At 41.4% G+C, this 14,069-nt stretch carries 12 protein-coding genes; 3 read left to right on the plus strand and 9 right to left on the minus strand.

Translation table 11 applies throughout. From position 1 onward, the window contains the following. Positions 1-149: 149 nt before the first annotated feature. The gene (locus AC5JMF_RS22930) at positions 150-836 is read right to left on the minus strand and encodes a PHP domain-containing protein (RefSeq protein ID WP_495798008.1); all 687 of its coding nucleotides are present in this window, start codon (positions 834-836) and stop codon (positions 150-152) included. 107 nt (positions 837-943) lie between these two features. Here AC5JMF_RS22930 and AC5JMF_RS22935 point away from each other — a divergent pair, with 107 nt between their 5' ends. Further along, the gene (locus AC5JMF_RS22935; RefSeq protein ID WP_495798009.1) at positions 944-1,093 is read left to right on the plus strand and encodes a hypothetical protein; all 150 of its coding nucleotides are present in this window, start codon (positions 944-946) and stop codon (positions 1,091-1,093) included. Between the two features lie 81 nt (positions 1,094-1,174). On the opposite strand, the gene purM is transcribed toward AC5JMF_RS22935, so the two are convergent. The 3 genes from purM to AC5JMF_RS22950 all read right to left on the minus strand — a co-directional run bounded on the left by purM (position 1,175) and on the right by AC5JMF_RS22950 (position 3,075). After that, positions 1,175-2,203: a phosphoribosylformylglycinamidine cyclo-ligase gene (gene purM, locus AC5JMF_RS22940; protein WP_495798010.1), complete on the minus strand. Its 1,029-nt coding sequence runs from the start codon at positions 2,201-2,203 to the stop codon at positions 1,175-1,177. Positions 2,204-2,336: 133 nt separating this feature from the next. Beyond that, on the minus strand, positions 2,337-2,543 hold the full coding sequence (locus tag AC5JMF_RS22945; RefSeq protein ID WP_495798019.1) for a hypothetical protein: 207 nt from the start codon (positions 2,541-2,543) through the stop codon (positions 2,337-2,339). Between the two features lie 154 nt (positions 2,544-2,697). Beyond that, positions 2,698-3,075, minus strand: a complete 378-nt coding sequence (locus tag AC5JMF_RS22950; RefSeq protein ID WP_495798011.1) for a hypothetical protein — start codon at positions 3,073-3,075, stop codon at positions 2,698-2,700. Positions 3,076-3,204: 129 nt separating this feature from the next. On the opposite strand from AC5JMF_RS22950, the gene AC5JMF_RS22955 reads away from it, so the two are divergent. Next, complete coding sequence (locus AC5JMF_RS22955; protein ID WP_495798012.1) at positions 3,205-3,393, plus strand: hypothetical protein; 189 nt, start codon at positions 3,205-3,207, stop codon at positions 3,391-3,393. A 328-nt stretch (positions 3,394-3,721) separates the two neighbouring features. Here the strand turns inward: AC5JMF_RS22955 and sodB are convergent, their stop codons facing one another. The 3 genes from sodB to AC5JMF_RS22970 form a co-directional block, all read right to left on the minus strand. Continuing rightward, positions 3,722-4,324, minus strand: coding sequence for a superoxide dismutase [Fe] (gene sodB / locus AC5JMF_RS22960; protein WP_495798013.1), 603 nt, complete (start codon positions 4,322-4,324; stop codon positions 3,722-3,724). Between the two features lie 704 nt (positions 4,325-5,028). After that, positions 5,029-6,636: a bifunctional pantoate--beta-alanine ligase/(d)CMP kinase gene (locus AC5JMF_RS22965; protein ID WP_495798014.1), complete on the minus strand. Its 1,608-nt coding sequence runs from the start codon at positions 6,634-6,636 to the stop codon at positions 5,029-5,031. A gap of 179 nt (positions 6,637-6,815) precedes the next feature. Next, positions 6,816-7,922 (minus strand): septal ring lytic transglycosylase RlpA family protein, encoded by a 1,107-nt coding sequence (locus AC5JMF_RS22970; RefSeq protein ID WP_495798015.1) that lies wholly within the window; start codon positions 7,920-7,922, stop codon positions 6,816-6,818. 819 nt (positions 7,923-8,741) lie between these two features. Between AC5JMF_RS22970 and glsA the strand changes: the two genes are divergently transcribed. Continuing rightward, a complete protein-coding gene (glsA, locus tag AC5JMF_RS22975; RefSeq protein ID WP_495798016.1) occupies positions 8,742-9,701 on the plus strand; it encodes a glutaminase A in 960 nt (319 codons plus the stop codon). A 230-nt stretch (positions 9,702-9,931) separates the two neighbouring features. On the opposite strand, the gene AC5JMF_RS22980 is transcribed toward glsA, so the two are convergent. Both AC5JMF_RS22980 and AC5JMF_RS22985 read right to left on the minus strand, forming a co-directional pair. Next, positions 9,932-11,488 carry a calcium-binding protein gene (locus AC5JMF_RS22980; protein WP_495798017.1) on the minus strand — a complete coding sequence of 519 codons (1,557 nt, stop codon included), beginning with the start codon at positions 11,486-11,488 and terminating at the stop codon, positions 9,932-9,934. 655 nt (positions 11,489-12,143) lie between these two features. Next, positions 12,144-13,136 (minus strand): metal ABC transporter solute-binding protein, Zn/Mn family, encoded by a 993-nt coding sequence (locus AC5JMF_RS22985; protein WP_495798018.1) that lies wholly within the window; start codon positions 13,134-13,136, stop codon positions 12,144-12,146. Positions 13,137-14,069 lie beyond the last annotated feature (933 nt).

Raw genomic sequence — 14,069 nt, forward strand, 5'->3', positions numbered from 1 at the left:
TAGGCAGAGACTTGAGTCTCTGACGGTTCAAGTATTTTTGCAAGAAGTCTAATCAAAAAGCGAGGTACATGTGACCTCGCTTTTTGGTTGTTCATCTAATGACAGTCTTAACCAAAGCATGTGTAACCTAGACGCACGTTAGCTCACCTTTATAACCGTTGTAGCAAACTTAAACCGTGAGTATCAGTACCACAGGTATTGAAAAGGAAATATTCACTAGCTAATTTTTGTACTTGTTGTGATTCTGTGGCGCTGGGTTGCCAAGGGTTAGGATTATTGTAAGCGTAGAAAGTCTCAACGCCATCGATACCTTTTTGAGCTGCTGCGGGAATTAAGTCAAAATGCGATCGCCTGTATCTTGCTGGATGAGCCAGTACTGCCAATCCCTCAGCTTGATGAATTGCAGCAATCACGTTATGCGCTTCATATTCTTTGCCTGTAGTAGCCCTTCTTTGGAGATAAGGTTTCATACTGGGGTGTTCTATATTAAAAGCGTATGCCAAAATGTGAACTTCTATGTCTAAAAGGTTGGCATTAATTTCTGCACCACTCCATAGATAGGGAGTGCTTTGCCCAGGATTGTTCCACTTCCAGTCTTCTAACCAAGCTTGTGCTATTTGATACCCATCAATACTATGGTGATCGGTAATGGCTAGTCCTTTGAGTCCAATGGCGATCGCTTGTTCCATTAAACCACTCGGTTGCAACCTGCCATCCGAGTAGACAGTATGCATATGAAAGTTAAATAACTTCGGACAACTCTGTGCATCAATATTCTCAAATACTTGCTTCAAAAGTTTTGTGGAAGCAGTAGCCCTGGCAAAATTTACAGCCATAACCCCTCTGAACAAAAATACGTTATTCTTAACACTCCAACACGTCACACCTCACAGATGAGAAACTGCCAGTACTATAAATTAGTATTAATAGCTACTTTCTCAACTTGACTAGTCAAATTTTTCGATATGTTAAGACTACGTTAGCAAATCTCAACGCAGATGGTAATGAGGATTTTCGATTGCTGATATCAGATCAAGCACGAAATATTACATGGTTGTTGACGCCAGTACTGTTGAGCATTTATGGTAAGTAGCTTAGCAATAGTAGGTTTTGCTGCAATCAAACACTTGACTAAGCTTTTACTGATTGATAAATGCTGTATAAAAAATTTGTTTTATCTAAGCAGTCCTACTAGTGTACCATCACCTGCAATAACTTCGCCAATTGTATCAGCAGGGATATTCTGTGATTGAAAGTGGCTAATCGTCTGGTTTACTTGTTGGGGTGGTACTAAAACTACAAACCCAATCCCCATATTGAATGTATTGTACATGGCTTGTGGACTGACTGCTCCTGCTTGGGTTAACCACTGGAATACAGGGGGAATAGTCCAGCTATTGGGGTTAATTTTAATTGCTTGACCTTTGCCTAAGCATCTAGGTAAATTTTCTGGTAATCCACCACCGGTGATGTGAGCCATACCGTGAATTTCCAATCCTGCTTGTAGCGCGGCTAAAACGGGTTTGACGTAAATCCGTGTCGGTTTGAGGAAAGCTTCTTGGAGAGTTTCACCGCCTAACAATTGTGGAGAATCGCTCCAAGCAAAAGAGCGATCGCTAATAATCTTCCTTACTAAGCTTAGACCATTGCTGTGTACACCAGAACTAGCCAGAGCGATCGCCACATCTCCCATCTGTACCTGGGAACCATTTAACATCCGGCTTTTTTCTACAATTCCGACACAAAACCCAGCCAAGTCATACTCACCCACCTGGTAAAAACCGGGCATTTCTGCCGTTTCTCCTCCTAATAGAGCGCAACCTGCCTGTTTACATCCAGAGGCGATACCCGCTACTACCTGAGTTAACTGCTTTTTGTCTAGCTTACCTGTGGCTACATAATCTAAAAAAAATAGTGGTTCTGCACCCGATGTCAACACATCGTTAACACACATTGCTACTAAATCAATGCCAACAGTGTCATGGCGGTTAATGATATGAGCAATTTTCAACTTCGTACCCACACCATCCGTGCCGGAAACCAATACTGGTTCCTTGAAACCTCCCGGTAGTTGAAAGCACCCACCAAAGCCACCCAAGCCACCAATTACCTCTGGTCTAAAGGTACTGTGAACCAAATTCCGAATTTGGTCTACAAAGGCTCGACCAGCCTCAACATCAACTCCTGCATCTCGATAATCCATGGGCGTTAGTCATTGGTTATTGGTCATTGGTCATTTGTCAAGATTGATTACTCTAGACTAAAGCCCTACACAAGAGGCTTTCATCCCTGTTCCCTGCGATGCACTGAGCGTAGTCGAAGTGTTCCCTGCTGTATTAGAATACCTCATCTTCAATACCGTGCCACCATTCGCCCAACTTCATCAAGTCTTGGAAAATATCGTCTAATTCACTGTTGTAGGCGTCGTCTGAAAGTGAATCTCGACGTTCTTGTAGTTTTTTGAGGCGCAGTTGTACCAATAGCCATGGTTTAGAGATGCTATTGGTTGCTTCGAGGTATTGCGCTAGTTCTTTGCTATCCACAGTATTTTGATATCTTGGTTTTAATATCTCTTTTTTAATATGACAGACAACAGACACGCTTTTGCAGCGTTTCGGCAATAACTGAGCAAAATACAGACGTTGAAAAACTCTCTTCATGTACATGAAGAGAGTTAGCAGAGATTTAAGGTTAGGTTTACGTTCCCAATAGCTCTATCACTTGCTCAAGTTTCACTTTAGCCGCGTATAGTGCTAACAGTTTTTCTTGGTCATATCTATCTGGATAATTCATCCTCCTGCCTTCAAGGGATATCCTAATCAACGCTGCTTGCTCATCAGTGGGTGAATTTATTTCATCCACAATGCCTGTCAACGTTTGGATAACAGTAAACCCAAGTATCTTTAATCCGTTATCTTGTCTCATCTGTTGCAATGCCAGCTGAGGGAATGCCATTAACGAGACGATATGGCTTGTTTTATACCCTGGATTGCCAGTTGGTTTAATACCGTACCTAGCACACAAGATTTTCAGCTGAGCAGTGGTCAACACTTCAAGTTCAGAACGAGTGAACATACAATATAGTTACCTCTTGTAAAAGTGGTATCGGTAGGTAACAAGTTTGTCAGGCTTACATACCTACCGATTTTAAAAATCTATTCTTTTGTCAACCAAAGAATCAACTTATATTTACTTTTCTCAACAATGCCAAACCCTAAAGGGAATCCTCAAAATTTTGAACCTATCAAGTCTGACAGAGAAAAACCCTTAGAAGGAAGACTGACTATCCGTGTTACTAAAGAAATGGAAGAAGAGGTCAAAGCACAAGACAATCCTCCCGAATTTTGTAGAGAAGCGATTCAAGAGAAGCTAGATAAGCAGAAAAACACCTAAATATATAGTATTTCCTAGTTTAGTGAGGTACTTAAATAGAAGGACTAAATTAAACCTCACCTCGATTGCCGGGTTTCGACTCCGCTCAACCCTCGTCTTCTCAGAGTATCGAGCATTGAGCGTACCCCTATGGGGATCTTGCTACGCGAACAGAACTTTTCGCTGCGCTTTCCTCTGCGTTTAAAAAAGTTGGTCAATACCTCACTTAACAGGGAATCGCTATATTTGCTGATTAAATAAAAAATACCTCTAGATATTAGGATTCTAGAGGTTTAATTGTTAATTAATTAGGGCTTGCTTAGTGCGAATAGCAAAAGCCATTTTTAGATTAAGCTTGAGCTAAATTTTCAGCAGCGAAGTCCCAGTTAACTAACTGCTCTAGAAAATTCTTGATGAAGGCAGGACGAGCATTTTTGTAGTCAATGTAATAAGCGTGTTCCCAAACATCTAGAGTTAGGAGTGCTTTTTGACCATAAGCTAGAGGGTTTTCTGCATTTGGTGTTTTAATCACTTTTAAAGTGCCACCATCATCAATCAGCCAAGCCCAACCGCTACCAAACTGGGTAGCCGCAGCGTTGGAGAACTCTTCTTTGAATTTGTCGAAGCCACCAAAATTTTTGTCAATCTTGGCTGCGAGTTCACCTGTGGGTGTACCACCGCCAGCTGGTTTTAAGGAATTCCAGAAGAAGGTGTGGTTCCAAACTTGAGCAGCGTTGTTGAAGATGCCAACTTTAGAGGAGTCTTTGAAGGAGGTTTTGATCACTTCTTCGAGCGACTTATCAGCAAGTTCTGTACCTTCAGTCAGCTTGTTCAGGTTGTCTACATAAGCTTTGTGATGCTTGCCGTAGTGATACTCGAAGGTCTCGCCTTTCATGCCATACGGCTCTAGAGCATTAAAGTCGAAGGGTAGGGGGGGCTGTACAAATGCCATTTTGTGAAATCCTCTCTTTACCGTTTTCCAGATTAAAGCTATGACAGCAACTTAGGAAATTACAGCTTTTGTGTTTTGCAGTTTTGTGTCCTTAATTTTGGGACATAAAACTTAACATCGTCATTCTACTACCAAAGTGAAGATGAAGACAAAGTACTTTTTCAATAAGTCAAATTCTGAAGTTTTCGCTCTATAAATAAAAATGGCTCATAATTCATGGCAGATTGCAATTTCGGTATTTGGCAAGATGGCGCTCTCGAACTCTCAAGCCCTCGATTTATCAAGCTTTAGTTAATTCCCCTTGATTGGGTTTATATCCAGTCAATAGGCAGAATGCTTACTAATACTGGATTTGTCTATTTTTAATTGCTTATATACCTCCCTTAATCCCTGATCATTAATGGGGCTTTAAAGGTGACATGCAACTAAAGTTGGTTTATAAAAATAGGATATGAGAATTCGTTAATATCTTGCTTTTGATTTTTAGTATTTTATGTAGCTTATTTTGTACATTTAAAACTTCTATCTTGAGAAGTATTAAAAGTCATTAAATTTCAATCCCAAGCTAGAAGAGTTAAATTTTAAGCAATGCTCAGACTTACTGAGTAAATTTAATTTAATATTTACAACAAATATTAAAAATGGTGAGTAATTAATTACTCACCATGATATTGATATAGAAAATTAATAGAGAATGGCAGTGATTACCAATCAGATAAGCGTTGCTGATAATATTTGACGATCTGTGCTGTGACTTCAGATGCATTTAAACCATCTGTTTGAATTTCGATCGCATCTACTGCTTTTTGCAAAGGAGAAACTTGACGAGTGCTATCTTTGCGATCGCGTTCGGCAATGTCGCGTTCGAGCTGTTCTAAACTAATTTGGGGTTGACCTTGTTTGTTGAAGTCTTGTTGACGTCGGCGGGCGCGTTCGCTTACAGAGGCGGTTAAAAAGATTTTTACTTCGGCGTCGGGAAACACATGAGTACCAACGTCTCGTCCTTCAGCGACTAAACCACCACGTTTACCAATGCTTTGCTGTTGTTTGACAAGGGCTTTGCGGACAGCGCTTTGTGCGGCGATTGCGGATACTTTCGATGTTACCTCAATCGTGCGAATTTGCATAGTAACATTAATACCGTTAATCCAAACCTGCACAGGAGATTGTATATCTTGACTGGGAGTGAGTTCGATCATACACTGATGGGCTAATTCAGCGATCGCACACTCATCGTCAATTGCAATGTTCTTTTGCAGCACTAGCCAAGTCACAGCACGATACATAGCTCCCGTATCTAAATATACTAATCCCAGGTCTGACGCCACTTGACGCGCCACCGTGGATTTTCCCGCCCCGGCAGGCCCATCAATGGCGATGATGGGTTGGCGATCGCGCAAGATGGTATTATCAATCAAACGTGTAGTACCAAGCCGAGCTGCGATCGCCAGCATTCCTTCCTCCTCAATTCTTTCTAATAACATCAACGTAGTCGGTTCAACCAATTCAATATATTCCACTAAAACGCTGCTGACCATAGTCAGTTGTTGCTGCACCAATGCTATTAGCTTGTTGCTGTTGCGTTCCCCAGCACGAAACGCTACCTCGGCTAGTTGCAAGCCGCGATACAAAACAGATGCTTGCTCTTTTTCGGTTGCAGTCAAATATTGATTGCGGGAACTTAGGGCTAGACCCGATGCTTCCCGTATCGTTGGACAAGCAACAATCTCTACTGACGAGTTTAAATCAGCTACTAACTGTTTAATAATTGCCAGTTGCTGAGCGTCCTTTTGACCAAAGTAGGCCCTATCAGGCTGTACCAAGTTGAAAAGCTTGGTGACGATCGTCGCCACACCTTGAAAGTGACCCAACCGAGAACGACCACACAAGCCTGTTATCATAGCAGATGGGGGGATAACTTGTGTAACCTGAGATTCTTGTATATTCTTCTGCGGTACTCCCATTTCTTCCGGAGTAGGCGCAAAAATTGCATCCACCCCTGCTTGTTCGCAAAGTTGTTGGTCTAATTCTAAAGTGCGGGGGTAGTGTTGATAATCCTCGTTGGGAGAAAATTGCAGGGGATTAACAAAAATACTTACAATCACAATGGAATTTTCTTGCCTTGCTCGTTGAATCAAGCTTAAATGACCTTGATGCAACCCTCCCATTGTTGGTACGAGACCGATGGGTGTCTGGTACCAGCTACTCATCTCATCCAGCACCAAATCTTGTGGAACTGTAATCGACTTGTGTTGTGAGCGGCGTTTATTTAAATAGCAGCGTAAAGCTGCGACTGTTGTCAGCAGGCGCACAAAATACCCCTAGTTTTTCTCGATCCCTCCCCCGTTAGTTTATATCTGAAATCGAGGGAAGAGATGCTTCAACTAGGGGGAATTAAAACAGTTATCAGTGATAGGGAATTACGAGTCAGAAAAGGGTTTTCCAGTTCTGACTTTCGAGTTTTCAAGCGTGCTATTCGTCTCTGGTCTTTTTATCTTCCTAAGACATCAATTCGCACTGGTGCTACACCACTGCTCATCATTCCTAAAAGCCGAGCTGCACCAGCAGAAAGATCAATGATGCGACCCCGGATATATGGGCCTCGATCATTAATCCGCACGACTACGGAACGACCGTTGCGGGTGTTGGTAACACGGACTTTTGTACCAAAAGGTAAGCTACGGTGAGCTGCGGTCATACCTTCTGGATTAAATCTCTCACCGGTGGCGGTACGATTGCCAGAGCCATCATAGCCGTAGAAGGAAGCTATGCCTTTGAAAGAGATTTTGACTCCGCCAATGGAAATTTCTTGTGGCAGTTTTGGTAACGAGATTCGTGGGCGTGCTGGCAAGTTGGCAATCTCGCTTAAGGGTGATGCATTACCCAAGAGTCTCCGCATCCGGTTGGTTGCTTGCAATGCATCTTGGGCGAGATCCTTGGTGGAATCTGCTAGTCGTGTATTTTCATTGATTTCCACCAGTTCATCGCCATTGATCTTGATTGTATAGCGATCGCCTGTCTGCTGTTGATCAGAGGCACCCTTGTTTTGGGCTTGATTAGCAGTTGAGCCGCCTCTTGCTTTCCAACTGACTGTGATTTTACTGGCGTCTACATTTTCCCGGTTGATCTGGTTGATTTTAGCTGCTACTTTGCCAGCTCTTTGAACCGGGTCATTGTCAACCGAGCTAATCTGGTTACTAACACCCTTGAGGTTTCCAACACTCGCTATCTTGGCTGAGTTGCTAGAATTAAGGGTGTACGATTGTACACCCTGAGCTTCTCCAATAGCACCAACTTTATTAGTTTCCGTACTTGCTTCTGGCACAGAACCCAAAAAAGTGAGAACTGGAATACTTTTGATAAAAAGGATTGCCGCCTGACGACCTTTGATGTTGTGAGGTTTGATTTCTGTAATCACAGCATCCGAGGCAGTTTTCCCTGTTGAAGATTGGTACTCTCCTACCTTGACCACATCAGTGGTGGGTGACTTACCAGAAGCTAATGCTTCTGTGTTGGTGGTTTGAGTGCGACCAACTGAGGGTGTCCCCAAAACAGTTAGAGACAGGGCGACAATAGTCCACAAATGTCTTTGATTCATGCGTCCGATTTTAAAGCGACTGTAGAACAGTAAGTTTTTATGATTCGTGGGATACTTCACCAGTGAGACTGACTTCCTCCCTAATAACTCGAACTCGTTCCGCTTTCACTTTGTTATTTATAACTGCAACAGACTAACATGAACTTTTTGGCTTGGGGATCAGGGTTTTAGCGTAAATTTGAGAAACCCTCACAAATTTAAGTTGCGATCGCAAGGGTAAAACCTTTCTCAAATCAGGATTTTGGCTGTGTAACGTTTTTTTTGGGAAGTAGAAAATTTTGTATTAAAACTTAATGTTAGTTGCTTGATCAAACAATGTAGCTTGATGTGCTGCTGCTAAAGAACCAGTTATTTTATATGTATCTTAAATAACATTTAACAATTGCAAATAATCAGAGATGCTTAATCGGATTTGGAGTGAAATACAACAGTATAAATGCTCAATATCCAATAATTCATAAAATCTTTATATTTGATGATAACCTTAGTGATTACTGGATCTGCATATGAGATAATCGTAAAAATCAACTCCCACTCATGAATTTTTTCACTATATTTTTTTGTCTAAATTAACTATGAGTCGCGTCATCCTTCACTAGACGGAAATAAGTTATATATGTAACTAACTAAAGGTGTAATACTGAGTATAAAAAGCAAGCATTACTCAGACTAGAATTTTGAAAAATTAAATGATGAAAAAATTAAAAAAGTTACACATGCATATATTAACGAGTTTTGCAATGTCTTAAAAAACACAACAAACCTCGTATATATCAGTAGTTGATCAAGTATGATTTTTTATATTAAGCTGTCAGCCTCATGGCAAATCCGGAAGATTTAGAAATAGTTTCATCACCACTTGCAATTGTGATTGACGAATTGCACTCCAAGTACAAATCGCTGCAAGCAGGTGTAGTAGCGAACTATATTCCAGAACTGGCGAAGGTAAACCCTGATTTGTTTAGCATCTGCATAGTGACTGTAGATGGTCAAGTTTACGAAGTTGGGGAATATAAGCAACTTTTTACAATTCAATCAATATCTAAGGTATTTGCTTATGGGTTAGCCTTAGAGGATCACGGGCGAGATTACGTTTTAACCAAAGTTGGGGTGGAACCAACAGGAGAGGCATTCAACGCCATTATCCTTGATGAGCAATCCAAACGACCTTATAACCCCATGGTAAATGCAGGGGCGATCGCTACCACTAGTTTAATTAAAGGTTCTGGTGCAACCGAACGCCTCAACCGGATGTTAGATATGTTTCGGCGATACGTTGGGCATGACGTATTTGTGGATATTTCAGTATTTACCTCAGAACGCAGCACAGGACACCGCAACCGCGCGATGGCGCACCTGATGCTCAACTTTGGGATGATTGACAAAAATATTGAAGAAGCCTTAGATCTTTATTTTCAGCAGTGTGCTGTGATGGTGAATTGTCGAGACTTGGCAGTGATGGCAGCCACCTTAGCTAATAAAGGTACTAATCCCATCACCAAAGAACAGGCAGTAGACAGTCACTATATTAAAGATATACTCAGCGTCATGTACACCTGTGGGATGTATAACTTTGCAGGTGAATGGGCTTATAAGATTGGTGTTCCTGCCAAAAGCGGCGTTTGCGGTGGAATTATCGCCGTTGTACCCCATCAGATGGGCATTGGTGTGTTTTCACCACCATTAGATGCCCGTGGTAATAGCGTGCGAGGGGTGAAAGTGTGCGAAGAATTATCTCAGAGGTTGTGTCTACACTTGTTTGAGTGTTCGGGGAGATAGGGGGTTGGGGGTTGGGGACTGGGGACGCGGAGACGCGGGGACGCAAGGACGCGGGGAATAACCATATAGATATCTAATGAAATTAATTCTGCGTTACCCGAAACCCTTGTAGAAACGCGCCATGGCGCGTCTCTACATTCATTGGACATGGCGCGTCTCTACATTCATTGCTGGAGATGACAATTCCCCATTCCCAATTCCCAATTCCCCATTCCCCAAGCACTAGATGATCAAACAAAGTGAATATCGCTAAAGCTATAGCTATTGGCAAAAATCCCGACTATGTCAAAACGCGGAAAAATTGCAGTGGAGTCGAGACTATCTGTTGTTTTTGTCACAACACCATTGTTTTTGATAATCTCATCAACGGTTGCCTGTACCTGAGAATCATTGAAGTCTTTGCTGATGGTATCGGTGGTTGCTGTAAATTGAGGGCCGATCGCAATATAGTTTTTCCCAAAGATGTAGTTTTCTAGCTTTTTGAGTTGAATTTTATCTTGACCTGTCTGGAAATCTTTGACAAAGGCGAAGTCGTTTAAACCAAAGAATCCTCCGCCTCCCACATAGTAAGGATTTTTCTCATCTCCAAGTACAAATTTGTCTGCTTCAGTACCACCAGACAGGGTATCTATCTCTTTGATGCCTGGTTGCACGCTTGTAGGATCAACTCCGATGATGGTGTCTGTACCGCCAAGACCTGAGAGTTGGTCGTTTCCTTTGCCACCTTTGAGCAGATTACCACTGCTGTTGCCAGTAATACTGTCAGCTTGTGAGGTTCCAGTGACGTTGAGAAAGTTTTGAACCGCAAATTTAACTGAACCAAGACCTGGAATACCGTTAACAATCAGACTATTTGCTGCCAAGTTGACATCGAATGATGTTGTTGTACTCGTGCCGGTAGAACCATCAATAGCATTGGCTTGTGCTTTGGCCCCAATAATTTGTTCAATGTTGAGGATTTTATCTGTACCGGCTTTGCCTTTGTTGACGACGCCTACGGCTTCTAGAGTGATGGCGTTACTCAACCTACTGTAATCGGCTGTGTCTACCTCGGTGCCTCCATCCAAAAGATCATTGCCAGAACCACCGATAAGAATGTCGTAGCCACTACCACCTTCTAAAATGTCATTCCCATCCGGGAGGCGAGAGATAAATAGTGTGCCGTCGTGACCTCCACTAATTACATCATCACCAGTACCACCGCGCACGGTGTCATTTCCATTGAGTCCGAAGATTTTGTCGTTGCCACCGCCACCAATGAGGAGGTTGTCTTTGCTGTCGCCAGTAATGCTGTCGTCTTGTGAGGTTCCAGTCACATTGACAAAGTTTTGAACTGTAAATTTCAATGTGCCCAGCCCTGGAATGCCGTTAACAACTAAGCTGTTGGCTGCTAAGTTGACATCGAATGATGTGGTGGTACTCGTACCAGTAGAACCATCAATAACGTTGGGTTGGTCTGTGGCTCCGATAATTGTCTCAATCTCGAAGATTCGATCTGTGCCGGCTTTGCCTTTATTAACAAAGCCACGAGCTTCTAAAGTAATTGGACGACCCAAGGCGCTGTAGTCGGCTGTATCGGTTCCAGTGCCTCCTAAAAGGATGTCGTTGCCAAAGCTGCCTTTGATGCGATCGTCTCCTTCGAGAGCAATAATGATATCGTTTAAGGAAGTGCCATGAAGAACATCATCTAGAGGTGTTCCAACGATGACATTATTGATAAGAGATAATTCTTCTGCGGATAATGTCGCAGGAATATAGGCTTTATATGAGTCGATTTCTGATGGCATTTGTTGTTAGCTCCTTGTGGATTTACAATTGATTCTCAAGAGAGAAAAACTTCTGAAATCTGCTATGTTTAGCCTTGGTATAAGCAGCATTAAATAATTCGTAATTCGTAATTCGTAATGACGCGACGCTCCTGTGTCGCTAACGCTATCGCGGACTCGCTACCGCTGCGCTAACGTAATTCGTAATTAAACTTGAGAGTGTGTAGCTAATAAAATACAAAACACACCTCACTACAGTATTTAGATAACTTCCAGATGCTTGCTATTTCAGATTTAATTACTAAGTTTGAGATTGTTTTAACCAAGCTTTTACTTAGATTTAACCTTGAGGAAAAGGTTAGCTTGTTTAGGATGACTGGAAGTAAAAACTAGCTTTCTATACTTCTAATTTCCAATAACTAAACTATCCCCATAAGCGCTTTTACGAGAAATTAGATTTGGAAATTTGTGCCTAGAGAAAATATACAGTGCTGACGTTAAAGTAAAGTATGTTAATATTATTTAGATTTTATGAAGAAAATATGAAGAAACACTGATTTTAGCATTAATTGCTAAAAATAAGCGATTTTTTTGGGTTAGATGCTTTGTTGCGATCGCTCAAACTTTAATTTTGATATTGTGAGTAGTGTTCACTGACAATTCTATAAATATGAGTCTATTGAGGGGACTTCACTTCAAATATTAAGTATGTCCCTCCTAGTGCTTCAACAATTGTGCGTGTATTAGCAGCCATCATTTTTTGATAGGTTGCGCCACTGCTTCCTGGTTCACCAAGTCCATCGGTGTACAATTCATTCTCTGATATTTTCACTTTTGTTTGACTAGCAACAGACTCTATCAACTTAGAATTAATTGTCTTTTCTATAAAAATTATCCGCACCTTAGACCGTTTAATATTTGCAACTAAGTTTTTCACTCGTGCAGGTGTTGGTTTTTTTTCAGTGCTGATTCCTTCTAAAGATCCTATAGAAGAAAGACCATAGGCTTTGACATAATAATTCAGTGCGTTATGAGTTGTCACCAATTTACGTTGCTTGACTGGAATACTAGCAATTCTTGATTTGATCCAACTATCTAATTGCAGCAACTCATTGGTAAGATTTTTAGTATTATTGCTATAAGTTTTAGCGTTACTAGGTACTAGCTTGCTCAAATTATTATTAATTACTTCTACCATCTTGATAGTGTTCTTAGTATTATGCCAAACATGAGGGTCGGTAATTCTTTTGCCACTTTCTTGATATTTTTGTGGTTTAGACACTGCAAGTTGACTCACTGCTATTTTTGGTGCTGAGTTTTTAGTTGCTTTAATAGTTTTGATCAAGCTTGGTTCCAAATTATAGCCGTTATATAAAATCAGGTTAGCTTGTTCAATGGCTTTGCGATCTTCTGGGTTTGGTTGATAAATGTGGGGATCTGCATCAGGAGAAATCAAGCATGTGAGGTTAATTGTATTTTCTGCCACCTGTTTGATTAAGTCACATAGTACAGTTGTAGTTGCTACAACTCTAGGTAAATTTTCATTATTTCTGCTAATGGTTGGAGTAAATTTAGTGTTTGCCGCCTGACTTCCGCAGCCGACAAAACCAATTGTTAAAGCTAATAGAGTCGCTCGTAAGTAATTATTTATTAGCAGCGTTTTTGACATAAGCAGTTCCTACCGAATGTATAATAATTATTATTTGGTAATAAATAGAGAATCGAAAAGACAAAGGTTGAGGAGAGTGAAAGAAATTATGCCTCATTTCCCCTTTTCTGAACTTCTGCAAGAAGTCAGGACTTAAGCATGAAAATGAACAACCAATGATTTGGTTAAAGGTTGTGTGAGTATGCTTACAAGTACAGATTTTATAAATCTAGTCTGAGGGGCTATACTACTTTAGATTAATAAGGCTTTGGTAGCAGTATTTACAGAAATCTATCAATAACATTCATGGAACAAAGTAATATTATTTTTTCGTAATAAAATTTGCCCCATATGGATGGGTAAAAATGCGAAGTTTGAAAAACTATGCTCACGAGGTATGGGTATGCAGGGGTGATGAGGTTTATTGCTCATACAGGTTAGTTTTGCAAGTCAATTTGTAAATCCAAAGCAATTTTAGCGGCGGATTTGTAACTAAAAGGCATTTTAGCGCCATAAATCGTTAAATTGTCAATTGTGCGAGAATATTAGCGAGTGTTGCCTGATTTTTTAACAAGTTGCGTGGGTTTAAGTCCCCCGGTTCTATAACCGACAAGTTTTGTGTTGGGGTCTTACAAAGTTAAGGCAGTGTGATCTTGGGGAGCCACTGCGTTAGACGGGTTTCCCGGATTGAAGCAAGTGGCGTGGTTTCCCCCATGAACAACTGCCGTCAGTGAGGAGGAAACCCAAAGAGTGACTTTGCGCTAAATCCCCATTACAAAACTTAATTACGCACTTCGTAGCGTAAAGCCTGCGGCATAGCTTCGCTTAGAGCGAGTCCTCGATAGCGTTAGCGTTAGCGAAGCGGTAGCGAGTCCTCGAGCGTCAGCGGTAGCGAGGTACGAGCGTCAGCGTAAAGCCTACGGCATAGCTTCGCTTAGAGCGACACAGGAGCGT

This window comes from Desmonostoc vinosum, from assembly GCF_059505385.1.